This is a genomic window from Parvibaculum sp., from assembly GCF_046297875.1.
GTDB lineage: Bacteria > Pseudomonadota > Alphaproteobacteria > Parvibaculales > Parvibaculaceae > Parvibaculum.
Genome location: NZ_JBKBHD010000002.1, coordinates 30,388 through 53,560, shown reverse-complemented (window position 1 = coordinate 53,560; position 23,173 = coordinate 30,388). Strand labels below are relative to the sequence as shown.

Here is a 23,173-nt window from a genome sequence, read left to right as displayed (position 1 = left end):
GCTTCAGATCTTCTGGTCGTATTCGCCGACTTCCGGCTGCGCCGAGAGATGCCGGTCGATCTCGGCGAAGATGGCGCGCATGTTTGCTTCCGATGTCGGGCTTTCGACCACGATCACAAGCCCCGGCTTGTTGGACGAGGCGCGCACAAGGCCCCATGTTCCGTCTTCCACCGTCACGCGAACGCCGTTCACCGTCACGATGTCGCGGATCTTCTGGCCGATGAGCTTTTCGCCCTTCGTCTCCATTTCCTCGAAGAGCCGCACCATCCGGTCCACGACTTCGTATTTCTTTTCGTCCGCGCAATAGGGCGACATGGTGGGCGAGCCCCATGTCTTCGGCAACGCCTCGCGCAGGTCCGACATCTTCTTTCCCGGATTGCGGTCCAGCATGTCGCAGATCGCAATGGCCGAGACGAGCCCGTCGTCATAGCCGCGCCCGATCGGGGGATTGAAGAAATAGTGGCCGGACTTCTCGAAGCCGACCAGCGCCTTCAGTTCATGCGCGCGCCGCTTGATATAGGAGTGGCCCGTCTTCCAGTAGTCCGTTTTCGCGCCATTGGCGATCAGAACGGGGTCGGTGAGAAAGAGACCTGTCGATTTCACGTCGACCACGAATTGCGCATTGGCGTGTTGCGCGGAAAGGTCGCGCGCCAGCATCACGCCCACCTTGTCGGCGAAGATTTCCTCGCCCGTATCGTCCACCACGCCGCATCGGTCGCCATCGCCGTCGAAGCCGAGGCCCACATCGGCGCCTGTTTCAAGCACCTTGTCACGCAGCGCATGGAGCATTTCCATGTCTTCCGGGTTCGGGTTGTAGCGCGGGAATGTCCAGTCGAGCTCGCAATCGAGCGGGATCACTTCCACGCCGATGCCTTCGAGAACCTTCGGCGCAAAGGCGCCCGCCGTGCCATTGCCGCAGGCCGCGACCACGCGGAGCTTGCGTTTTATTTTCGGCCGATCGGTAAGGTCCGCGATATAGCGCGCCGCCATGTCTTCGACGCGAATATAGCGCCCGCCATCGCGGGGCTTGCCATTGCCGGAGAGCACGATTTCCTTGAGGCGGCTCATCTCGTCCGGCCCGAATGTGAGCGGCCTTTGCGCGCCCATCTTCACGCCCGTCCAGCCATTCTCGTTGTGGCTCGCCGTCACCATCGCGACGCAGGGCACATCGAGCGCGAATTGCGAGAAGTAGGCAACGGGCGAAAGTGCAAGCCCGATGTCGTGGACCTCGCAGCCAGCATTCATCAGCCCGATGATGAGCGCCTGCTTGATCGAGGTGGAATAGGAACGGAAGTCATGGCCCACCGCGATGCGCGGGCTCACGCCCATTTCATGGATCAGCGTGCCGAGCCCGAGCCCCAGCGCCTGAATACCGACGAGATTGATTTCCTTCTCGAAGAGCCACCGCGCATCATATTCGCGAAAGCCGTTCGGCGAGACGAGCGGCAGGTTCTCGAATTCGGGCGTGTTGGGCTTGAGATCGGCGCGGGGCTTGAATGACATGAGGTCTCCGAAGGCGGAATTGCCGGAATCTGGCGGTTATATACCGGAACAGCGGGGCGGGGATAAGTCGAGGCACGAATTTCTGGGCGCCGATTGCGGCAGTAGTTAGGCTTCTATTCGCGCAAGACAAGCCGCTCGCCGCGCACCTCCACGGCGCCAAGCCGCCCGAGAAAGCTCATGCCGAGCAGCGACACGCCAAGTCCGTCGCCTTCCGTCACCGAGGCCTGCACGTTCCTGAGCGAGATCGCGCCGACGCTGACCTCGTCCAGCATCACCCGTGCCCCGCGGACGACGCCATTCGCCGTCTGGTAGGAGATTGTGTAGTTGAGTGCTGCCGGATCGATGCCGAGGCGTCGCGCGTCCGATTGCGTCAGCGCCACATCGCTCGCGCCCGTGTCCACGAGAAAGCGGATATGCGTTCCGTTGACCAGCGCATCGGCATGGAAATGCCCGCCCATCCCGCGCGAAAGATAGGCCGTCCCCGGCTCCCGCTCGACAGGCGAGGAGGGCACAAGTTCGGACTGCACCCGCATCCCCATGTCGGAAAAAACATCGCGGTAGGAATAGCCGATCACAAGCACCAGCCCGATCGCCACCCAGGCCAGCGCCTGCTTGAGCGCGAGGCCGGCTCGCTCGCGCCAGCCGAGGATCAGGCTCCCGCCCACGAAGGTCAGCAGCAGCAGGCTGTAGACGAGCCGCATCTGCTTGTCTTCGCTTTCCAGCGCGTCGGGAAAGCGGTTCATCAGGAAAAGCACGAGTGCCGCAAGCCCGAGCAGAAAGAGCGCGGCCCATGTCCAATTGTTCTGTCTCATGGCCGGGAGTCTAGCGCAGGAGGGTGTGAAATGCGTAACGCGCAGGCCGATTTTACCCCTTTTAAGATGCGCGACAGCTCCTTATTTACATGTTATGATTGGCGAAGAGATTAAATAACCAAAAGATTTGGTAAAATGACGGATGGCAAGGTCATATCGCTCGGTCGCAGCCCCGCACCGGAAGGTGCGGTGGAGGCTGCGTCGCGTCTTGGCCTGCCGGATTTCGAGCCGGGCTGGGTCTGGCTCGTCGGCGCCGGGCCGGGCGATCCGGGCCTCCTCACGCTTCATGCGCTGAACGCGCTCCGCCAGGCCGATATCGTCGTCTATGACGCGCTGGTGGATGAAACCGTCCTGCAATTCGCAAACCCGCGCGCCACGCTCGAATATTCCGGCAAGCGCGGCGGCAAGCCGAGCCCGAAGCAGCGCGATATTTCCGCCCGTCTGGTGGAGCTCGCCCGCGCCGGCAAACGTGTGTTGCGCCTCAAGGGCGGCGACCCTTTCGTCTTCGGCCGCGGCGGCGAGGAGGCTCTGGCGCTTGTCGATGCAGGCATCCCGTTCCGCCTCGTGCCGGGCGTCACGGCGGGCATTGGCGGCCTCGGCTATGCCGGCATCCCGGTCACGCACCGCGATGTGAACCACGCCGTCACCTTCGTCACCGGCCATATGGCGGGCGGCGACGTGCCGGAAAATCTCGACTGGCCATCGATCGCGAAGGGCTCGCCCGTCATCGTCCTCTACATGGCGATGTCGCATCTCGGCGCGATCTCGAAACTCCTGATCGAAAATGGCCGCCGCGCCGATGAGCCCGTCGCCCTCGTCCGCAACGCCACGCTGAAGGACCAGTCGGTCCTCGAAACGACGCTCGGCAATGCGGCGGAAGACGTCGCCCGCGCGGACTTGAGGGCCCCGGCCATCATCGTCATCGGCGATGTCGTGAAACTCCGCGAAGGCCTCGACTGGCTCGGCGCCCTCGAAGGCCGCATCCTGAAACGCGACCCGCTGAACCTCCGCGGCATTGAAGACGCGGTCTAGGCACGATTTTGCGCTTCTCCCTCCCGCTGCCTAAAGAGGACCTTCAACGCCGGAAGGAAGGGCAGCCGAATGTCGGATGAAACGAAGGACAGCAACGGAAACATTCTCGCCGATGGCGATAGCGTCACCGTCATCAAGGACCTCAAGGTCAAAGGTACATCCGTCACACTGAAGCGCGGCACCCTCATCAAGAATATCCGCCTGACCGGCGACCCGGCCAATATCGAGTGCAACACCCCACAAGTGAAGGGCGTCGTCCTCAAGACCGAATTCCTGAAGAAGGCCTGACGCACCATTCCTCAGCATGTCACCCCCGGGCTTGACCCGGGGGGTCCAGGGCCGCACCCTCATCATCAACCCAAACCGTCATGGCCCGGCTGGTCCGGGCCATCCACGTCTTTTTTCCTTCCGAAAAAAACTTATCCCCGCCCCTGAATCCGCCCCCATATTAATCGCACCCGCTTCATGGGAAGGCGCGTCCGGACTGGCCTGATGTGTGGAGTGGGGTTGCGGTCCTGCGGAAAGGGCGATCCAGAGCCCGGCCCCCGGGAGTCTCCTCCAAAGGGAGCGCCGCAACGCGCGGGGCGGAACGAAGCCGCTCCCACATGACATGCACATGTAAACATGTGCGGCCGAGTTCGATGCGCCCCGCGCACCTTCCCTTGGCAAACCCGTAAAGGCTTCGGCCCGAGCGGCTGCTTCAGTGCGCCCGGTCGCCGAGCAGATCGGCAATCTTTGTGAGCGCCTCGTCGCGGTTGCTCGCCCGCTCGCCCAGCGCCTCGATCCGCGCGGGCAGGAGCTGCAGCACATCGTCGCGTTCGGCCTCGCTCATCGCACCCCAATTGGCGATTTCCTTGAGCGACCGCCCGCAGCCCCGGCAGGCATTCGCTCGCCCGTCCACGGCGCAGACGCGAAGGCAGGGGCTTTTGATGGACTGGGAAACACTCATGGAAAACCTTGCTATCGGACATTGATTACCGTTTTCGGTTTACCGAAAACGGCAAGGGCGACCGCCCGCCGCGCCGCTAGGCGCGCAAGTCGAGCGCCTGGATGGGCGCGCCCGGCGTTTGAGGGCAATCAAGTAAAGCTGCAGTAACGTGCGTCTCGGATTACCCGGGGTTCTCTCCACTCGCACAAGAGTATATAGAGCCGTCACTTCCTTTCACGCGAGAACCGAGGCGTCAATGTCCCGCGCGGCAACCGGCCTGCCATTCGACGATATCAGGAACCTTCTGGAGGGCCTGCCGCCCGAAGATGCGGAGGCGCGCGAGGCCGCTGCCGCCCGCACCGCGGCACTCGCGGTCGCCCCCGGCGCGCTTGGCCGCCTCGCCGAAATCGCCGAATGGATGGCCGCCTGGGCCGGAATGACGAAACCCGCCATTTCCCGCCCGCTCATCGCGATCTTCGCGGGCACCAGCGAACTCGGCCGCGCCATGCCGGGTGCGGAACCCAATGCAACACACCGCCTTGTCGAGCTTTATGCCGCGGGCGGCGCCCCGGTGAACCAGCTTGCCCTCGGCGCGGAAGCGGGCCTCAAGGTCTTCGACCTCGCGCTCGACATGCCGGTGCCCGACATCCGTGACCGCGAGGCGCTGTCCGAAGCAGGCTGCGCCGCGACCATGGCCTTCGGCATGGAGGCAATCGCGGGCGGCACGGATCTCCTCTGCCTCGGCGCGGCGGGCGCGGGCGGGCGCATCGCCGCCGCGGCGCTCATGGCGGCCCTTTTTGGTGGCCGCGCGGAAGACTGGTCCGATGGGTCTCCTTTCGCCAATGAAGCGGCCACCAGGGCGCTCGCCACCCATGACGGTCATTTCGCCGACCCGCTGGAGGCGCTGCGCCGTCTTGGCTCGCGCGAACTCGCGGCGATTGCAGGCGCCATCCTCGCCGCGCGCTACCAGCGCATCCCGGTCCTGCTCGATGGATTCGTCACCTGCGCGGCGGCCGCGCTTCTCTGGAAGCTGAAGCCCTCCGCAATCGACCATTGCCTCGCTGCCCACGCCTCGGGCGACCCGGCCCATGCGCGTCTTCTCGCCGCCATCGGCAAGCGGCCGCTCATCGAAACCGGCATCCGGCTCGAGGAAGGGGCGGGCGCAGCACTCGCCCTCGGCCTCGTGAAATCGGCCCTCGCGGTGCATGGTGGGACCGTCACGCGGGACATGCTTTGAATACGGCGGCGCCGTTCAAATCCGTTCAGCGCCCCGTTCGTTGCTTATATGAGGGTGCCCTTGCAACGCAGACGCTTGGCACTATTATCACCGCCAAAATAAAAGGCTTCAGGACGCGGGATTGGCGGGTAAACCGCTCGGGGCGGCACCGGGCCAGTGCAATGGTAATCCGGCAGGACAGCGCGGTGGTATCGCCCGCTCGCGCGACTGCCGCTATGGAGGTTGACCCATGGATATGCGCTTCTCCCCCGACGAGCTCGCCTTCCGCGACGAAGTGCGCGAGTTCATCGCCAACAATTATCCCCACGAGCTGAAGGGCGCTCGCCGCGGCGAGATGTCGAAGGACGACATCCTGAAGTGGCACCGCGTACTCTACAAGAAGGGCTGGGTCGTGCCGCATTGGCCGGTCGAATATGGCGGCACCGGCTGGACGATCACGCAGCGCTATATCTGGAACGAGGAGAATGCGCGCGCCGAGACGACGCCGCTTCTGCCCTTCGGCCTCTCGATGGTCGGCCCCGTCATCTACACCTTCGGCAATGAAGAACAGAAGAAGCGCTTCCTGCCGGGCATCCTCTCGGGCGACGACTGGTGGTGCCAGGGCTATTCGGAGCCCGGTTCGGGCTCGGACCTTGCGAGCCTGCGCACCAAGGCTGTCCGCGAAGGCGATCACTACATCGTCAATGGCTCCAAGACCTGGACGACGCTGGCCCAGCATGCCGACTGGATGTTCTGCCTCGTCCGCACCGATCCGGAGGCCAAGCAGCAGGAAGGCATTTCCTTCCTCCTGATCGACATGAAGACGCCGGGCATCACGGTCCGCCCCATCATCACGATGGACGGCTCGCATGAAGTGAACGAAGTCTTCCTCGAAGACGTGAAGGTGCCGGCCGAAAACCTCATCGGCGAGGAAAACAAGGGCTGGACCTATGCGAAGTTCCTGCTCGGCAACGAACGCTCGGGCATTGCAGGCGTCGCGCGCTCCAAGAAGGCGATCGAACGCCTGAAGAAGCTCGCCACTGCCGAGCTGGTCGACGGCACGCCGCTGATGAAGACGGACGAGTTCTCCCGCAAGGTCGCCGAAGTCGAGATCGATCTCTCGGCTCTCGAAGTGACGGAGCTGCGCACGCTCGCCGCCGAAAGCAAGGGGCGTGGCCCCGGACCTGAAGCCTCGATCCTCAAGATCAAGGGCACGGAAATCCAGCAGCGCATCACCGAGCTTGCCGTCGAAGCCGTCGGCAACTACGCGCTCGTTCAGGCGCCGCGCCTCGAAGTCACCGGCAACGAGTTCATCCCCGGCCCCGAAGGGTCGCAGGGCGTTGCGCAGGATTACTTCAACATGCGCAAGACCTCGATCTATGGCGGATCGAACGAGATTCAGCACAACATCATCGCGAAAATGGTGCTCGGCCTTTAAGGTTCGGGCACAAAAAGAACACCAACAGGGGAAGGTCGGAAGAGATGGATTTTTCGTTCACCGAAGAGCAGACCCTGCTCCGCAATACCGTGCAGAGCCTGCTCAGCGACAAATATGACTTCGATACGCGCCGCAAGGTTGCGAAGTCGGCCGATGGCTGGCGTCCGGAAATCTGGGCGCAGTTCGCCGAGCTTGGCCTGCTCGCCGCGCCCTTCTCCGAAGAGATGGGCGGTCTCGGCGGCGGTCCGATCGAAACCATGATCGTCATGGAAGAGTTCGGCCGCCACCTCGTCATCGAGCCCTATGTCGAGACGGTGGTGATCGCCGGCGGTTTCCTGCGTGAAGGCGGCTCGGCCGCGCAGCAGGAAGCGCATATTCCCGGCATCATCGGCGGCGAAACGGTCTGGGCCTTCGCCTATGCCGAACCGCAGGGCCGCTACAACCTCGCCGATCTCACGACGACGGCGAAGAAGGATGGCTCGGGCTACGTCATCAACGGCTACAAGGCCGTCGTGCTCGGCGCGCCCTGGGCGCAGAAGCTCATCGTGACGGCCCGCACCTCGGGAGGCCAGCGCGACCGTGACGGCGTTTCGGTGTTCATCGTCGACAAGTCGGCAACGGGCGTGTCCACGCGCGACTATCCGACGGTCGATGGCCGCCGTGCCTCGGAAATCACATTCGAGAACGTGAAGGTCGATGCGGATGCGCTGATCGGCGCCGAAGGCAAGGGTCTGCCCCTCGTCGAGAAGATCACCGATCAGGCGATTGCCGCCCTCTCGGCCGAAGCTATCGGCTGCATGAAGGAGCTGAACACCGCCACCGTCGAATACTGCAAGACGCGCAAGCAGTTCGGCGTGCCGATCGGCAAGTTCCAGGTGCTGCAGCACCGAATGGTCGACATGTTCATGGCCTATGAACAGTCCGTCTCCATGACCTACATGGTGAACCTGAAGCTCGACGAAAACGACGCCGAGCGCACCCGCGCCGCTGCCGGCGCCAAGGTGCAGATCGGCAAGGCCGGCCGTTTCGTCGGCCAGCAGGCCGTGCAGCTTCATGGCGGCATGGGCATGACCGACGAGCTCAATGTCGGCCACTACTTCAAGCGCCTGACCATGATCGACACCCAGTTCGGCAATGTCGACTACCAGCTGAAGCGCTACTCGGAAGCCGCGTAAGTTGCTTCAAGCTCAAACGATCAAGGCCGCTCCCCGGAGCGGCCTTTTTCTTTTGGTGCTTTGACCTCGCTTATCCCCGCTTCTAGGCTTTGAGGTAAGATTAAGAACAGGGAGGAAAGCCATGCAGGAACACATTCTCGTCGCGGGCGCCACGGGCCTTGTCGGCTTTGCCGCCATGAAGCATTTTGCCGAGCGCGGCTACAAGGTGACGGCGCTTTCCCGCCGAAAGCCCTTCGAGACGTTCGGCGCGAGGCATCTCCCGCTCGATCTGACGGACCGTGCCGCCTGTGCCGATGCGCTCTCGGGCATGAGCGATGTCACGCGCATCGTCTATGCGGCGCTTTACGAGAAGCCCGGTCTCGTCGCCGGCTGGTGTGAAGCAGACCAGATCGAGACAAACAGGCGGATGCTGGAAAACCTGTTCGACCCGCTGGAGAAAGCCGCGCCGCGGCTTCGCCATGTCTCGCTGCTGCAGGGCACCAAAGCCTATGGCGCCCATGTCCGCCCGCTTTCCGTGCCCGCGCGCGAAGATCGCGACGAAATGAAGGAGCAGCCCAATTTCTATTGGGATCAGGAAGACTATCTCCGCGCGAAGCAACAGGGCCGCCCTTGGCACTGGACCATCTTTCGTCCGCAGATCATTTTTGGCTTCTCGCTTGGCGCGGCGATGAACCTCATTCCCGCCATCGGCGTCTATGGCGCGCTGCTGAAAGAACAGGGCAGGCCGCTCGCCTATCCGGGCGGCGCCTCATCCGTGCTGGAAGCTGTCGATGCCGATCTTCTCGCCGATGCCATTGCCTGGGCCGGTGTCCGCGACCGGCAGGAAAACGCGATCTTCAATGTCACGAATGGCGATGTCTTTGTCTGGAAGAATGTCTGGCCCGCCATCGCGGATGCGCTGGGCATGAAGCCCGGCGAGACCGTGCCCATGTCGCTTGGCGCCGAAATGCCGAAGCGGGCAGGGGAGTGGGATACGATCCGCGCGAAATACAATCTCGACGCGCCGGACATGGCATCCTTCGTCGGTGAGTCCTTCTTCTATGCGGATTTCACGATGGCCTATGGCGCAGATCGCGACACGCCTGCCGCCATCGTTTCCACCATCGCGCTGCGCCGCGCGGGCTTCCACGAGTTCATCGATACGGAAGAGATGTTCCGCAAGTATTTCCGGCTGTTTCAGGAAAAGCGGCTGCTCCCGCCGCGTTGAGCGATCAGGCGATGCGCGCCATATGCCGCTTTGCCCGCAGCCGCTGCGGCGGCAGTACGCATTCTGCCTGCGTGCCCTTGCCAAGCTCGCTCTTAAGTTCGAAGCGCCCGCCATGCACGGCAAGCAGGCCCTTCACGATGGAGAGGCCAAGGCCCGAGCCCTTGCCCGGCTGCGCAAGGCCGGAGGCGCCCTGCGTGAAGGCCTGCAGCACCTTCTCGATTTCCGATTCCGCAATGCCCGGCCCATTGTCATGGACGCCGAAGCGCAACTCGCCATTTTCTTCCATTCGCGCGAACAGGCGGACATTTGTATCGGGCGGCGAAAACTTCACGGCATTGGTCAGCAGGTTGATCCAGGTCTGGCGTAGCGCCCGTGCATCGCCGTAGACGATCGGAAGATTGCCTTCAAACTCGGCGACGATTCCGATGCGCTGGGCTTGCGCGCGAATCTCCACGATCCGGCGGCAGTCCTCCGCAAGCTGCGCAATATCGACTTCCTCTTCCGTGATCTGGAAGCGCCCCGCCTCGATGCGCGAAAGATCGAGCACATCGTTGATGAGGCCGAGGAGATGCTGGCCGGAGCGGTTGATGTCGTGGGCATATTCCTTGTAGGTCGGAATGGCATGCTTGCCGAAGATTTCCGACGACATCACTTCCGAGAAGCCGATGATGGCGTTGAGCGGTGTGCGAAGCTCATGGCTCATATTGGCCAGGAAATGAGATTTCGCACGGTTTGCCTCTTCGGCGCGGGCGCGCGCCGCATCTGAGTCACGCTTCGCCTTGAATAGCTGCTCGATCAGGCCGGACTTGTCCTCCCTGAGCGTTATCGAATGCAACATGATCCGGTTGAGCCGGGCTGTGAGCTGCGCCAGCAAGGCGGCGAACACGATCAGTACGGCGGCAGTCGCCAGATGCAAAAGGTCTCCGTGGCTGAGCGTCACGAAGGCCGCTGCACCGACCAGCGGAACGATGCTCGCATAGAATGCCGGCAGGAAGCAGGATGTAATTAGGGCGATCGGCGCCAGCACGATCAGCAGTGCGACCAGTACGATGGATTGCAGAATGAGATCGCCGGGCACCCAGAGGAAATAGGCCGTGGACGAAAAGCTTGCCGCAAACAGGCCGACAGCAATGACGAAGCGCTTTTCCCAGTAAGGAACGTCGGCTGCAGTGGGTTGCGCTGCCTCGAAGGCCGCCATCGTCTGCCGGTTATGCCAGTTTGCCGCAAAAACAAGAAGAACCGGAATCGCGATCCAGTACCAGGCAAGGTTGCTCAGAAAGCAAAGAGAATATGGCACCATCAACATGGGAAAGGCATAAGGCACGGGCAGCCTCTGGCTTTCCACCAGCATCCGCATCTGTTCAAGCCGGGTTTCGGGCGAAAGCTTTTCCCCGTTCGGGCCGCGCGCCTGAAACGGCAGTATCATGCTGCGCCAGCTATACTGGCGCGGCATTTCGGATGTTCGCCGCGGATCGCCGAGTGCCATGAGTCGCCCTTTATCGGCCCACCTCTATCCGGCTGTGCTGCCCGTGGGCGGCTGCCGGAATCCTCAAGCGCCAGCCTCGGGCAAAAGTCTTAATAAGGTTTTCCGAGACATGGTTAAGGGGCCATAATCCGCTCTCGATCCGGCAATTTTTGCACAGCGGGCAGGCCGTGCGATAAGGCTGCAAGAAAAATGCACATCAGAGAGGCAATTCAGGAATGAGCGATCCGCTGATTTTCGAAAAAGACGGTCCGGTCGTGACGCTGACCATCAACCGGCCCGAAAGCCGCAACCCGCTGGGCGCGCCGGAAGATGCGGAGAACTTCTCCGCAGCCGCAGCCCGCATCAATGCCGATCGCGGCGTGCGCTGTGTGATTCTCACCGGGGCGGGCAAAGCCTTCTCCGCCGGCGGCAATGTGAAGGCCATGCGCGAGGGCGGCGACGGTTTCGGCGGACCCGGCGTCCATATCCGCGAGCGCTACCGCAACGGTATCCACCGCATCGTCAAATCCGTCTGGGGCATCGAAGTGCCGGTGATCGCCGCAGTCAACGGCCCGGCGATCGGCCTCGGCAATGACGTCGCCTGTCTCGCAGATACGCGCATCGCCGCCGACAGCGCTATCTTCGGCGCGACCTTCCTGAAGATCGGCCTCGTGCCGGGCGATGGCGGCGCCTGGCTCTTGCCGCGCATCATCGGCATGGCCCGCGCCTCGGAGCTTCTCTATACCGGCGACACGATCGACGCCGCCACGGCAAAGGATTGGGGCCTCGTCTCCGAAGTGGTGCCTGCGGCCGAGCTGATGGACAGAGCCAAAGCGGTCGCTGCCAAGATCTGCAATCAGGCGCCCGACGTATTGCGCATGACGAAGCAGCTGCTCCGTCAGGGCATGCTGACCAACTTCGATACCATCATGGAAATGTCGGCCTCGATGCAGGCGCTGGCCCACCACACGGACGACCACAAGGAGGCGCTGGACGCCTTCTTCGAAAAGCGGGCGCCAAACTACAAGGGGTCTTGAACCGCCGTCAGGAATTGAACAGCACCCCCGTCTCCGGCGAACAGCAGAGGGGGCGGTGCGCATTGAAGCGGGGGCGCTTTGCCCCTAAAGTCCCCCGCAACAAATCAAAACGGGCCGAGAGCCCTCCGAACACGGGAGCGAAACATGAGCATCATCGGTATTGTGGCCACTCTTCCGGTCCAGGCCGGCAAGGAAGCCGAATTCGAGAAAGTCTTCGGCGAACTCCGCGCCAAGGTGAAGGCCAACGAGAAGGGCTGCCTCCAGTACGACTTCTTCAAGTCGAAGTCCGACCCCTCGACCTATATCGTCATGGAGCAGTACGCCACCCAGGCTGACCTGGACGTTCATGGCAAGACGGACTATTTCCGTGCTGCAGGCCCCGCCCTCGGTGCGGTTCTCGGCGGTGCTCCCACGCTTCAGTTCCTCGACAAGGTCGAGTAATCCACAACGGAATTCGCACATGGATCTCGCATTCAGCAAGGAAGACGAGGCCTTCCGTCAGGAAGTCCGCCAGTTCATCGACGAGTGTTACACGCCGGAAATGCGCCGTCTGCATGCCCGTTCGAAACACGGCTACATCACCAAGGAAGCCCATATCCAGTGGCAGAAGTCGCTGGCAAAGAAGGGCTGGCTTGCACCCAACTGGCCGCAGGAATATGGCGGTCCGGGCTTCACCCAGTCGCAGAAATACATCTTCAACGTGGAAATGGGCCGTGCCGGCGTGCCGCACACCATTCCCTTCGGCCCGACCATGGTGGCGCCCGTCATCATGAAATTCGGCACCGAGGAACAGAAGAAGCGTTTCCTGCCTGACATCCTTGAAACGAATGTGCTCTGGTGCCAGGGCTATTCGGAGCCGGGCGCGGGCTCGGACCTTGCCTCGCTGAAGACCAAGGCCGAGGACATGGGCGACCATTTCCTCGTCAACGGTTCGAAGATCTGGACCTCTGTCGCCCAGTGGGCGGACTGGATTTTCTGTCTCGTCCGCACATCGAACGAGGGCAAGCCGCAGGAAGGCATTTCCTTCCTGCTGATAGACATGAAGACGCCGGGCATCACCGTCGATCCGATCATCTGCCTCGACGCAACGTCGGCGCCGAACCAGGAGGTCAACCAGGTCTTCTTCCAGGACGTGAAGGTGCCGAAGGAAAACCTGATCGGCGAAGTGAACAAGGGCTGGACCTACGCCAAATACCTGCTCGAGTTCGAGCGCGGAAATCCCTATTCGCCGGGCCTCTACAGCGCGCTCGACGAAGTGCGCGAGATGGCGAAGGAAGTCCTCGTGGATGGCACGCCTGTCGCCGATACGCCCGCCTTCAAGGCGCGCTATGCCGACATTCGCAGCCAGATCACGGCCATGGAGTTCACGGAGCTGCGCATCTTTTCCTCGCTCTCGATCGGCGGCAATGTCGGGCCTGAAAGCTCGCTGCTGAAATGCCGCGGCACGGAGCTGCAGCAGGAAGTCTCGCAGCTCATGGTGGAAGTGCTCGGCGACTATGCCCAGCCGACCATCGAGAACGGCCTGATCGACACGAACGAACCGGAAGTGGGACCGGAAGGCGCCTTCACCGCGGCGCCTTATTACTTCTCGCTCCGCAAGGCCTCGATCTATGCGGGCTCGAACGAAGTCCAGCGCAACATCATGGCGAAAGCCGTGCTCGGCCTCTGAGCCACAGCGCAAACCGAAAAGAAGCGGGCGCCGGTCACTCGGCGCCCGTTTTGCTTTAACAATGCCGCAGCAAAAAGGGGAGCCGCTCGGGCTCCCCTTCGATCTCTCGGGCTTGCGCGAGAGGCTTACTTGCCGCCCGTCGCGAGCTTGAGGAACTTGCCGGTCTGCTCGCCGCCCATGAAGAAGGGGGTGGCGTTCGAGAAGTCGGAGATCTTGTCCCAGTTCTCGGCAACCTTCTCGGCGGTGAGCCCTTCGCGGCCAAGGAACAGGCCTTCGGACTCCTCGATGCGCGCGGCAGCGAACACGCCGGCACCCGCGCAGAGCACCATGCCCGTCGGCGCCTGTTCGGAGACGAGGAACATCACGCCCGGCGACACGCTGTCCGGCGTCAGCATCTGTTCGGCTTCCGGCGGCATAAGGTCGGAGGTCATGCGCGTATAGGCGACCGGCGCCAGCGCGTTGCAGTGAATGTTGTTCTTCTGACCTTCGAGCTTCAGCGTGTTGATGAAGCCGACGACTGCGAGCTTCGCCGCGCCGTAGTTGGTCTGGCCGAAATTGCCGTAAAGGCCGGTCGAGGAGGCGGTCACGACGATACGGCCGTAATTCTGCGCCTTCATGATTTCCCAGACGGCCTTGGTCGGCTTCACGGTGCCCATGAGGTGCACGTCGACCACGAGCTGGAAGTCCTGGATTTCCATCTTGGAGAAGGACTTGTCGCGCAGGATGCCGGCATTGTTGATGAGAATGTCGATGCGGCCCCACTGGTCCATGGTCTGCTTGACCATGTTGGCGACGCCTTCGTCATCCGTCACCGACGAGCCGTTGGCGATCGCCTCGCCGCCCAGAGCCTTGATTTCCTCGACGACCTTCTTGGCCGCTTCCGACGAGCCGCCGGCGCCCGTGCGGTCGCCGCCCAGGTCGTTCACCACCACTTTCGCGCCGCGCCGCGCGAGTTCCAGCGCGTGGGACCGGCCAAGACCGCCGCCCGCGCCGGTCACAATGGCGACCTTGCCGTCAAAACGAATGCTCATGGGTATATTCTCCAGTTGGACTGTCGGGCCGAGTGGACCGGGAAGAAAAGGGCCGCCGGAACCCTTGGTTTAAAGGGCTCAGGGCAGAGCCCGGAATAACTTGCGGGACTTTGTGCATGAGTGCCGGGCGGGGGTCAAGGGCAGGGGGGCCGCCCGAAAAAGGGGCCTCCCGTTGCGTGAGGCAGCGCCACCCCTATGATGGCCGAACCCGCAGATTCCCTTGCCGTATCAGCCCGGAAACCTACCGCCCATGACCGCCTACGCCCTGCAGAGCGCCTTCGGCCTCGCCCTCTTCATCGCGCTCGCCTGGGGCTTGAGCGAGAACCGCCGCGCCTTCTCTCTGCGGGCGGTGGCAGTGGGCCTTGCGATCCAGATCGGCCTTGCGCTGGTCCTGCTGAAACTCCCGGCCTCGCAGGGCGCCCTGCTGGCTCTCAATGGCGTTGTTGATGCGCTGACCGAGGCGACACGGGCGGGGACGGGCTTCGTATTCGGCTATGCCGGCGGCGGCGAACCGCCTTTCGAGGCGAGCGCCCCGCAAAACAGCTTCATCCTCGCATTTCAGGCCCTGCCGCTCGTTCTCGTCATGTCGGCGCTTTCCGCCGTGCTCTGGCACTGGCGCATCCTTGGCTGGGTCACGCGCGGCTTTGGCTATGTGCTGCAGAAAACGATGGGCATCGGCGGCGCCGTGGGGCTTGCCTCCGCCGCCAATGCCTTCGTCGGCATGGTGGAAGCGCCGCTCCTTATCCGCCCCTATCTGGAGCGTCTGACCCGCGCTGAACTCTTCATGACCATGACGGTCGGCCTCGCAACGGTTTCGGGCACCGTCCTCGTTCTTTATGCGAGCATCATCGCGCCCGTCGTCCCCGGCGCGCTTGGCCAGATTCTCGTTGCCTCGCTCATTTCGCTGCCCGCCGGCATCCTGATCGCGCGCCTGATGGTGCCCGAAGAGCCCTGCGCGACACCAACCGGCATAGGCGAAGACGTACCCTTCCTCGAATATCAGAGCAGCATGGATGCGGTCACGCGCGGCACCTTCGAAGGGCTGCAGCTTCTCCTCAACATCATCGCCATGCTTGTCGTCATGGTGGCGCTGGTCGCGCTGGTGAACATCATTCTCGCGCTGCTGCCGGATGTGGCGGGCGAGGCGCTGACGCTTCAGCGCATGCTTGGCTGGGTCTTTGCGCCGCTCGTCTGGGCCATGGGCATTCCTGCAAGCGAGATGCATGCCGCCGGGCAGCTGATGGGCACGAAGACAATCCTCAACGAGTTCATCGCCTATCTCAATCTCGCCGGCTTGCAGGAAGGCGCGCTGTCGGATCGTTCCACCCTCATCATGGTCTATGCGCTGTGCGGATTTGCGAATTTCGGCTCGGTCGGCATCCTGATCGGCGGGTTGACGGCCCTCGTGCCCTCGCGGCGGCATGACATAGTGACGCTCGGTACACGCGCCATCGTTTCCGGCACGCTCGCGACCTCCATGACGGGCGCGGTGATCGGTCTCATCATCTGAAAAACAAAAAAGGGGAGGAATGAATGAAACTCTATAACTCGGCCATGCCTGCGCCGAACCCGCGCCGCGTGCGCATCTTCGCGGCGGAAAAAAGGATCGATCTTCCACTTGAGGAAGTCGCGCTCGCAAAGCGTGAACACAAGTCGGACGCATTCCGCGAAAAGAATTCGCTCGGCCAGACGCCGGTACTTGAACTCGACGACGGTACCATCATTTCCGAAAGCGTTTCGATCTGCCGCTACCTCGAGGAGTTGCACCCGGAAAATCCGCTCTTCGGCCGCAATGCGCTGGAGCGGGCGCAGGTCGATATGTGGCTCCGCCGCGTCGAATTCGTGCTGATGGGGCCGGTCGGCAATTTCTGGCGCCACGCCCATCCCTACACGGCGAAAGTCGTGAAGCAGTTTCCGGAGTTCGGCGAGTCGAACCGGGAGGCGACGGCAGCGGCCATGCGCTGGTTCGACCGCGAAATTGAGGGACGCGATTTCATCCTTGGCGGCTATTTCTCCGCCGCCGACATCATGGCGCTTTGCGTTGTGGATTTTGCGAAATTTGCCGGGCTCGACATGCCGGAGGAGACGCCGCATCTCCATGCCTGGCACAAGCGGGTATCGTCCCGGCCGAGCGCGGCCGCCTGAAAAGGAAAGGCGGCGTCCACGGGGTACGGAATGGACGCCGCCAATACGTTCCGCCCTGCCTGAAGGACCGGAGCGGAAACGTGACCGACATACTGTTTACGCATCGGCAAGGCTGAGAATGGCGTCCCGAACCTGAACGCAGGCTGAACCGGAAAATCGCGGGAGCGCGCCGGTTTCGATTGATCCGGGCTGACAAGTTAGTAAATTGAATTTACTATCGGCCGGGCCAAGCGCTTTGGGAGGAACTTATGGCGGAGGTGAATGGCGAAAAGCGCCTGACGAACTGGCAGCTTGTCGCCTATGGCCAGCTCGTGGTGCCGCTTGCCGTGATCGGTTTGCCGGTCGCGGTCTATATCCCGCCTTTCTATTCCAGCACACTCGGGCTCGATCTTGCCGCCGTTGGCTTTATCCTCATGCTGGCGCGCTTCTCGGATGTGTTTACCGACCCGCTGATCGGCCGTCTCTCCGACCGTACACGGACGCGCTTCGGCCGCCGCCGCCCCTGGGTAGTTGCAGGCGTGCCCGTGATGATGATTTCGGCATTGATGCTGTTTGTGCCGCCTGAAGAGGTTTCAAATCTCTACCTCCTCACCTGGATTGCGGCGATCTATTTCGGCTACACGCTCATCACGATTCCCTATGGCGCATGGGGCGCCGAACTCTCCGGCGACTACCGCGAGCGCAACCGCATCACCGGCAGCCGCGAGATATTCCTGCTGATCGGGCTCCTGATCGCGATCTCGGCCCCCATTGCCGGTGCCTATTTGGACGGCGCGGAAGAAGCACAAGGAGCGGCCAGCCGCTCCGCGGTCGGCATACTTGGCTGGCTCACATTTGCCCTGCTGCCGCTCTGCGCCTTCATTGCTTTTGCCTCGGTGCCGGAGCCCGCCATTTTTCAGGCGAACACCATTCCCTTCCGGCGCGGCCTTCGCGTTGCCATGAAGAACGGACCGTTCCGTATTGTATTGCTGAGCTCGATCTTCGGCGCCCTCGCCGGTTCCATCAATATCGGTGTCGTTATCTTCTTCTTCGAACATGTGGCGGAGATCGGTCAGGCGGGCACGATCCTGATTTTCGTGCTGTTCGTCTCCGGCGTCATCGGTTCGCCCTTCTGGGTCTGGCTTGGCGGGCGCATGGGCAAGCACAAGGCGATCGCGGTGGCAGGCCTTGCCTCCATGTTCGTATTTGCGCTGGTGCCGGTCGTGATCTATGCGGTGAAACCGGCCGCACCCGATTGGGTGCTGCCCTGCCTCGTGCTCATCAACATTGTGCAGGGGCTCGCACTCGGCGCGGCGCCCATTCTCGGGCCCTCGATCATGGCCGATGTCGTCGATCTCGATACGCTGAAAAGCGGGGAGCCGCGGGCGGCCTTTCTCTTTGCCTTCACCGGGATGATCCGCAAGATATTCGAGGCGATGGGCGTCGGGCTCGCGCTGCCCATTCTCGCCTTTGCCGGTTTCAGCGCCACGTCGAGGGACAATTCGCCCGAAGCGCTGTTCGTGCTGCTGGCGATGTATTGCATCGTGCCTCTGATCCTCTGGCTCATATCCATCGCAATCATCCTGCGCTATCCGATCACGCAGGCGCGCCAGCAGCGTCTGCGCACGGCGCTGGAACGGCGCATCGCGCGGCGAACCGAAATGCGCCGCATGATGGCGGACTAGCAAAGGGCAGGTAAATCAGGCGGAAATCGTCTCCCCGGTCCGCAAAGCCGTTACGCCCATCACGTCTGCAAGCAGCTCATATGAGCGCAGCCGGTCCTTCTGGTCATAGGTGATGGTGAGGATCGTGAAATCGTCCACGCCATGCGCCTCACCAAGTGCCAGCAGCTTCGCACACACCTGTTCCGGCGCACCGGCAAAGCCGCGCTGTTCGATGGCGCGCAGCATGACGCTGTCCTGATCGGTGTAGGGATAGGCGAGCGCCTCCTCGATGGAAGGGAAGGCGCCGGCCCGGTTCTGCAACAGATGCATGACCCAGAGATTGCGCGAGGAGGCGATGCGTTTCGCTTCCTCCTCTGTATCGGCAACGGTTACGGAGACGGCAATGCCGCCGCGCGGGCTCGCCAGATCGCGCGAGGCGCGGAAGTTGCGCCTGTAGATTTCAAGCGGTTGCGTACCGGCATCCTGATTGATGAAATGCGCGAAGCAATAGGCCATGCCGTATTGCGCTGCGATGATTGCCCCATCGCCGCCGGAGCCGAGCATCCAGAGATCGGGCAAGCCCGGTCCGCGCGGTGTTGCGTGAAGCCCGCGATAGGGGTGATCGGAAGGAAAGCCGCCTTCCTCGCCCTGCAGGCCCATCGAATCTTCGAGGAACTGCCGGAGCAATTCCACCTGCTGCGGAAAGACACCGACATCATAGGCCTGAGGCCCCGGCTGCAGTGCCCGTGTGGTGCGCATGTCGCCGCCCGGCGCACGGCCAAGCCCTAGGTCGATGCGCCCCGGGTAAAGCGTTTCGAGAACACGGAAACATTCCGCGACCTTGAGTGGGCTGTAATGCGGCAGCATCACGCCGCCCGAGCCGACGCGGATGCGGCTCGTCGCCGCCGCGACGGCGGCAATCAAAACCTCGGGTGCAGAGCCTGCGAATGAAAACGTGTTGTGATGTTCGGCAAGCCAGTAGCGCGAATAGCCGAAGCCTTCGGCAGCCTTCGCGAGTCCGATCGTGTTGGCGAAGGCTTCCGCCGCCGTGCCGCCCTTGCGGATCGGGGATTGATCGAGAACGCTCAAGCTGACCATCGAACACGCCTCCTGCTTCAGTCTCCCTGAATTGTGGATCAGGACTCCTGCTTTTCCAGCGGCCGCTTCTTCACGCGCTTCACGATGCCGGAATAGTTGAGAAGGATGCGCTCGTCCGCGCCCTTGCCGGTGAATACCTGACCGCGAACGAAGACCATGCTGCCCGTATTGCGGACGATTTCGCCCCGCGCCTCGATGAACTCACCGGCGCCTGCGGCGGCGGTGAACTCCGCCGAGAAGGAAACCGTGACCGATGGTCCCTGCAGAATGTCGCGGCCGAAAGCGAAGAGCGAGAAATCGGCGAAGGTCATCAGCAGTCCGCCATGCAGGAACCCGCCGCCATTGCAGTGCAGCGGCGTTGCCTCGAAGGCGCAGGTCACGCTCCCGTCATCGTTTTTCCGGAAGAAGAATGGCCCGGCATGATCCTCGAAAGGATCGTGGCCTTCCCATGTTTCATAGCCGGCGAGGCGGCTGCTCAGGCTGGTATTCATCGGTACTCGACTTGTCGTGATTGGCGGTTGCGCGCCTTACTATCAGGAAGACGGCACATTCCAAAGCCCGCAGCGAGCGTCGCGCCCGCTTTACGATGGTGCGTTAAGTCCTTCGTTACAGAAAATGGCCACTCTGCTCCCATTGGGAACTGAAATGCGGCATCTCGCAATGGCGGCCATGCAGGAAAACCGGCGTATCGAACAAAGCGCGCAGCGGATAGCGCCGGAAGAATTGTGCGATCCTGCCCTGGTCGCTTTCTGGCATCATTGGCTCGAAAAACGGCCTGAGGGCGGGCTACCCCTGCGTTCGGCAGTCGACCCGATTCGCTTTCCGCGCCTGCTGCCGCGCATGTTCATCATTCAGGTCACGGGCGAGCCGCCGGTCTTCAGCTACACGCTGGTCGGCGAGGAGAACATCGATGCTCATGGATCGAACTTCAAGGGCCAGGATGTCCGCGACCTGGACAGGCCCTGGCCGGGCTATGGCGCCTCCCTCCACGATTTCTATTCCTATGTAGCGGCCGGCCGGGAGGCGGTCGCGGCGCGTGGCGCGATGAGCTTCCTCGACAAGGAGTTCCGCCGTTTCGAGGCGATCTATCTGCCGGTAGCAGACGAGCACGGCCGGGTGAACCGGATTCTCGGTGCGGCTCACTACGACGCCTGAGCCCCATTCCGGGACGGTCATTTCGTCCGGTATTTACCATTCGGATTCAAGGTCCGTTAGGGAAATGGGGTCAATCTTGCGCGTTAAGGGGCGGCCTCCCGGCCGCTGTGCAGTTCGGGTATGGGCATGGTAGTTCTCGCAGAAGAGCGCAGGATGGAGTCCGGCGATGTATTGGCGGAAGCCTGCGCGCATGGCATTGCCTTTCGACGCCTGAAGGACCTGCGCGAACCGCTTTGCATCGACATGCTTGCCTATTGGAACGAATTGCGCGGCGAGTGCGTCATGCCGCGCCCCGATGAAATCGACCCTGTCCGTTTCGCGCGCCACATGCCCAATCTTCTGGTCGTGCAGATCGACTGGGAGCCCTTCGATGTCAGCTACCGGCTGCTGGGGGGTGATTTTGTCGATGCGCATGGAACGAATTACCGAGGCCAGCGCGTCATCGAAAGCCACACGCATACCGGCCGCTTCAATGAAGTCCTGTTCGAGTTCTATCGCTTCGTGGCGGAGGGGCAGCGCCCCTATGCCGTTGCCGGAACGATGGAATATACCGCCCGCGGCCGCGTGGAGGTCGAGGCGGTCTACTTGCCGCTGACGGTGGGCGGAGAGCGGACCGACCGCATCCTTGGCGCCGCCGTTTCGCGAGCGCTCCCGAAATCCTGATTTCGGCCCGGTCACGGGGTTTTGACCCCCGGCGGCCCATGCCCTAAATTCCCGCAGCCTTTCAGAAATCAAGCTCCGGGAATGCACATGGCCCTCGACGCCGAAACACGCGAACAACTCATTTCCTCCGTCCGCCGCTTTGTGGACGAACGTCTCCGTCCGATCGAGGACAAGGTCTCCGAAACCGACAAGGTGCCGGACGAGATCGTCGAGGAAATGAAGGAACTCGGCCTGTTTGGAATTTCCGTACCTGTGGAATATGGCGGCCTCGGCCTCACCATGGAGGAGGAATGCCTCCTCATGTTCGAGCTTGGCCGCACCTCCCCCGCCTTCCGCTCCGTGATCGGAACCAATGTCGGCATCGGCAGCCAGGGCATCGTCATGCATGGCCGTCAGGACCAGAAGGAATACTGGCTGCCGAAAATTGCGAGCGGCGAGGCGATCATCTCCTTCGCGCTGACAGAGCCGGAAGCGGGCTCCGATGCCGCTTCGCTCAAGACGACCGCGATCCGCGACGGTGACCACTATGTCGTGAACGGCACCAAGCGCTACATCACCAATGCCAACAAGGCTGACGCCTTCACGCTGATGGCGCGCACCGATCCGAAGACGCCAGGCGCGAAGGGCGTATCCGCCTTCGTCGTGCCACGCGACATTCCCGGCATCCACATCGGCAAGCCGGAAAAGAAGATGGGCCAGCAGGGCGCGCATATCTGCGACGTCGTGTTCGAGGATGCGCGCATTCCCGCTTCCTGCCTGCTCGGCGCGGAAGAGGGCAAGGGCTTCGTCACCGCCATGCAGGTGCTGGAGCGCGGCCGCCTTCACATCTCCGCCGTCTGCATCGGCGTGGCCGACCGGCTCGTCGAGGACAGCGTGAAATATGCCGCCGAGCGCAAACAGTTCGGCGCGCCGATCGGCGATCTGCAGCTCGTGCAGGCGATGCTTGCGGATTCCAAGATGGAAGCCTATGCCGGCCGCTGCATGGTGATCGACGCTGCCCGCCGCCGGGATGCGGGCGAGAATGTTGCGACCGAAAGTTCCTGCTGCAAGCTCTTCTGCTCGGAGGCCGTGGGCCGCATCGCCGACCGCGCGGTGCAGGTGCATGGCGGCGCCGGCTATGTCGCCGATTACGGCATCGAGCGCTTCTATCGCGATGTGCGCATCTTCCGCATCTATGAAGGCACGAGCCAGGTGCAGCAGGTCATCATCGCGCGCAACCTTCTGCGGGCGGTGAGCTAAGCGCGATTGGCGTTCGGCGGGCGGCGCGGCACAATGAGGGCATGACGAAGCTCGAACGCCTCTCGGCCGAGATCCGCGCCTGCCGCCTTTGCGTCGAGGCGCCGAAGGGCGGGGCATTGCCCCATGAGCCGCGTCCTGTCTTTCGCGTGTCGGGCAAGGCGCGCATCTGCATTGCCGGTCAGGCGCCCGGCACCCGCGTTCATGCCTCCGGCACGCCCTTCACCGATCCGAGCGGCGACCGGCTGCGCGACTGGATGGGTGTGACGCCGGATGAATTCTACGATGTGTCGCGCATCGCCATCGTGCCGATGGGCTTCTGCTTTCCGGGCCTCGATGCGAAGGGCGGCGACCTGCCGCCACGCCGTGAATGCGCGCCGCGCTGGCGTGCGCCACTGTTCGACCTCATGCCGCAAATCGAGCTCGTGCTTGCCGCCGGGCAATATGCGCAAGCTTGGCATCCGGGCCCGGCGCGGAAGAAGAGCCTCACGGAAACAGTCGCGGCATGGCAGGAATACTATCCCCGCTGCCTTCCCTTGCCGCATCCTTCATGGCGCAACAATGCGTGGCTGAATCACAATCCGTGGTTCGAGGAAGAACTGCTGCCTGTGCTGAAACACGACGTCCGGCGTCTTCTCGCATGAAGCTGCGTCATCACGTCACATCGCTGTGGGCCCAAGCGTTTTGACACCGCCGGCGCGCCGCCGATACTAGAAAGAA

23 protein-coding genes are annotated in these 23,173 nt (G+C 62.7%); 16 read left to right on the top strand and 7 right to left on the bottom strand.

The window, feature by feature from the left end; all coding sequences use genetic code 11:
* Positions 1-3: 3 nt before the first annotated feature.
* Positions 4-1,503: a phosphomannomutase/phosphoglucomutase gene (locus tag ACK4FH_RS14855; RefSeq protein WP_409815457.1), complete on the bottom strand. Its 1,500-nt coding sequence runs from the start codon at positions 1,501-1,503 to the stop codon at positions 4-6.
* A gap of 113 nt (positions 1,504-1,616) precedes the next feature.
* Positions 1,617-2,315: a TIGR02281 family clan AA aspartic protease gene (locus tag ACK4FH_RS14850; RefSeq protein WP_409815454.1), complete on the bottom strand. Its 699-nt coding sequence runs from the start codon at positions 2,313-2,315 to the stop codon at positions 1,617-1,619.
* A 135-nt stretch (positions 2,316-2,450) separates the two neighbouring features.
* On the opposite strand from ACK4FH_RS14850, the gene cobA reads away from it, so the two are divergent.
* Positions 2,451-3,347: a uroporphyrinogen-III C-methyltransferase gene (cobA, locus tag ACK4FH_RS14845; RefSeq protein ID WP_409815451.1), complete on the top strand. Its 897-nt coding sequence runs from the start codon at positions 2,451-2,453 to the stop codon at positions 3,345-3,347.
* Positions 3,348-3,416: 69 nt separating this feature from the next.
* A complete protein-coding gene (locus tag ACK4FH_RS14840; protein ID WP_409815448.1) occupies positions 3,417-3,635 on the top strand; it encodes an alkylphosphonate utilization protein in 219 nt (72 codons plus the stop codon).
* Between the two features lie 412 nt (positions 3,636-4,047).
* On the opposite strand, the gene ACK4FH_RS14835 is transcribed toward ACK4FH_RS14840, so the two are convergent.
* On the bottom strand, positions 4,048-4,296 hold the full coding sequence (locus ACK4FH_RS14835; RefSeq protein ID WP_409815445.1) for a DUF1289 domain-containing protein: 249 nt from the start codon (positions 4,294-4,296) through the stop codon (positions 4,048-4,050).
* A gap of 235 nt (positions 4,297-4,531) precedes the next feature.
* Between ACK4FH_RS14835 and ACK4FH_RS14830 the strand changes: the two genes are divergently transcribed.
* From ACK4FH_RS14830 to ACK4FH_RS14815, 4 genes are all read left to right on the top strand, one after another.
* Complete coding sequence (locus ACK4FH_RS14830; RefSeq protein WP_409815443.1) at positions 4,532-5,512, top strand: nicotinate-nucleotide--dimethylbenzimidazole phosphoribosyltransferase; 981 nt, start codon at positions 4,532-4,534, stop codon at positions 5,510-5,512.
* A gap of 229 nt (positions 5,513-5,741) precedes the next feature.
* On the top strand, positions 5,742-6,929 hold the full coding sequence (locus tag ACK4FH_RS14825; protein ID WP_409815441.1) for an acyl-CoA dehydrogenase family protein: 1,188 nt from the start codon (positions 5,742-5,744) through the stop codon (positions 6,927-6,929).
* A 44-nt stretch (positions 6,930-6,973) separates the two neighbouring features.
* On the top strand, positions 6,974-8,104 hold the full coding sequence (locus tag ACK4FH_RS14820) for an acyl-CoA dehydrogenase family protein (RefSeq protein WP_409815440.1): 1,131 nt from the start codon (positions 6,974-6,976) through the stop codon (positions 8,102-8,104).
* A 121-nt stretch (positions 8,105-8,225) separates the two neighbouring features.
* A complete protein-coding gene (locus tag ACK4FH_RS14815) occupies positions 8,226-9,311 on the top strand; it encodes an SDR family oxidoreductase (protein WP_409815438.1) in 1,086 nt (361 codons plus the stop codon).
* A 4-nt stretch (positions 9,312-9,315) separates the two neighbouring features.
* On the opposite strand, the gene ACK4FH_RS14810 is transcribed toward ACK4FH_RS14815, so the two are convergent.
* Positions 9,316-10,797: a sensor histidine kinase gene (locus ACK4FH_RS14810; protein ID WP_409815435.1), complete on the bottom strand. Its 1,482-nt coding sequence runs from the start codon at positions 10,795-10,797 to the stop codon at positions 9,316-9,318.
* Between the two features lie 215 nt (positions 10,798-11,012).
* Here ACK4FH_RS14810 and ACK4FH_RS14805 point away from each other — a divergent pair, with 215 nt between their 5' ends.
* The 3 genes from ACK4FH_RS14805 to ACK4FH_RS14795 all read left to right on the top strand — a co-directional run bounded on the left by ACK4FH_RS14805 (position 11,013) and on the right by ACK4FH_RS14795 (position 13,482).
* Positions 11,013-11,813 (top strand): crotonase/enoyl-CoA hydratase family protein, encoded by an 801-nt coding sequence (locus tag ACK4FH_RS14805; protein ID WP_409815433.1) that lies wholly within the window; start codon positions 11,013-11,015, stop codon positions 11,811-11,813.
* A gap of 144 nt (positions 11,814-11,957) precedes the next feature.
* Positions 11,958-12,254 (top strand): putative quinol monooxygenase, encoded by a 297-nt coding sequence (locus ACK4FH_RS14800; RefSeq protein ID WP_409815431.1) that lies wholly within the window; start codon positions 11,958-11,960, stop codon positions 12,252-12,254.
* 19 nt (positions 12,255-12,273) lie between these two features.
* Positions 12,274-13,482 (top strand): acyl-CoA dehydrogenase family protein, encoded by a 1,209-nt coding sequence (locus ACK4FH_RS14795; RefSeq protein WP_409815428.1) that lies wholly within the window; start codon positions 12,274-12,276, stop codon positions 13,480-13,482.
* Between the two features lie 125 nt (positions 13,483-13,607).
* Here ACK4FH_RS14795 and ACK4FH_RS14790 read toward each other — a convergent pair whose 3' ends face one another.
* Complete coding sequence (locus tag ACK4FH_RS14790) at positions 13,608-14,513, bottom strand: SDR family oxidoreductase (protein WP_409815425.1); 906 nt, start codon at positions 14,511-14,513, stop codon at positions 13,608-13,610.
* A 250-nt stretch (positions 14,514-14,763) separates the two neighbouring features.
* Here ACK4FH_RS14790 and ACK4FH_RS14785 point away from each other — a divergent pair, with 250 nt between their 5' ends.
* The 3 genes from ACK4FH_RS14785 (at position 14,764) to ACK4FH_RS14775 (ending at position 18,322) form a co-directional block, all read left to right on the top strand.
* Entirely contained in the window at positions 14,764-16,023 is a 1,260-nt protein-coding gene (locus ACK4FH_RS14785) for a NupC/NupG family nucleoside CNT transporter (protein ID WP_409815424.1), read from the top strand.
* A gap of 23 nt (positions 16,024-16,046) precedes the next feature.
* Positions 16,047-16,658, top strand: a complete 612-nt coding sequence (locus ACK4FH_RS14780; RefSeq protein ID WP_409815421.1) for a glutathione S-transferase family protein — start codon at positions 16,047-16,049, stop codon at positions 16,656-16,658.
* Between the two features lie 248 nt (positions 16,659-16,906).
* Positions 16,907-18,322 carry an MFS transporter gene (locus ACK4FH_RS14775; protein ID WP_409815418.1) on the top strand — a complete coding sequence of 472 codons (1,416 nt, stop codon included), beginning with the start codon at positions 16,907-16,909 and terminating at the stop codon, positions 18,320-18,322.
* A gap of 15 nt (positions 18,323-18,337) precedes the next feature.
* Here ACK4FH_RS14775 and ACK4FH_RS14770 read toward each other — a convergent pair whose 3' ends face one another.
* Positions 18,338-19,399, bottom strand: a complete 1,062-nt coding sequence (locus tag ACK4FH_RS14770; RefSeq protein ID WP_409815415.1) for an LLM class flavin-dependent oxidoreductase — start codon at positions 19,397-19,399, stop codon at positions 18,338-18,340.
* 38 nt (positions 19,400-19,437) lie between these two features.
* Positions 19,438-19,890, bottom strand: coding sequence for a PaaI family thioesterase (locus ACK4FH_RS14765; protein WP_409815412.1), 453 nt, complete (start codon positions 19,888-19,890; stop codon positions 19,438-19,440).
* Positions 19,891-20,044: 154 nt separating this feature from the next.
* Here ACK4FH_RS14765 and ACK4FH_RS14760 point away from each other — a divergent pair, with 154 nt between their 5' ends.
* The 4 genes from ACK4FH_RS14760 (at position 20,045) to ACK4FH_RS14745 (ending at position 23,097) form a co-directional block, all read left to right on the top strand.
* Entirely contained in the window at positions 20,045-20,554 is a 510-nt protein-coding gene (locus tag ACK4FH_RS14760; RefSeq protein WP_409815409.1) for a PAS domain-containing protein, read from the top strand.
* Between the two features lie 126 nt (positions 20,555-20,680).
* Positions 20,681-21,217, top strand: coding sequence for a PAS domain-containing protein (locus ACK4FH_RS14755; RefSeq protein ID WP_409815406.1), 537 nt, complete (start codon positions 20,681-20,683; stop codon positions 21,215-21,217).
* An 87-nt stretch (positions 21,218-21,304) separates the two neighbouring features.
* A complete protein-coding gene (locus ACK4FH_RS14750) occupies positions 21,305-22,456 on the top strand; it encodes an acyl-CoA dehydrogenase family protein (protein WP_409815403.1) in 1,152 nt (383 codons plus the stop codon).
* 41 nt (positions 22,457-22,497) lie between these two features.
* Positions 22,498-23,097 (top strand): uracil-DNA glycosylase family protein, encoded by a 600-nt coding sequence (locus ACK4FH_RS14745; RefSeq protein WP_409815400.1) that lies wholly within the window; start codon positions 22,498-22,500, stop codon positions 23,095-23,097.
* The last annotated feature ends 76 nt before the right edge of the window (positions 23,098-23,173 follow it).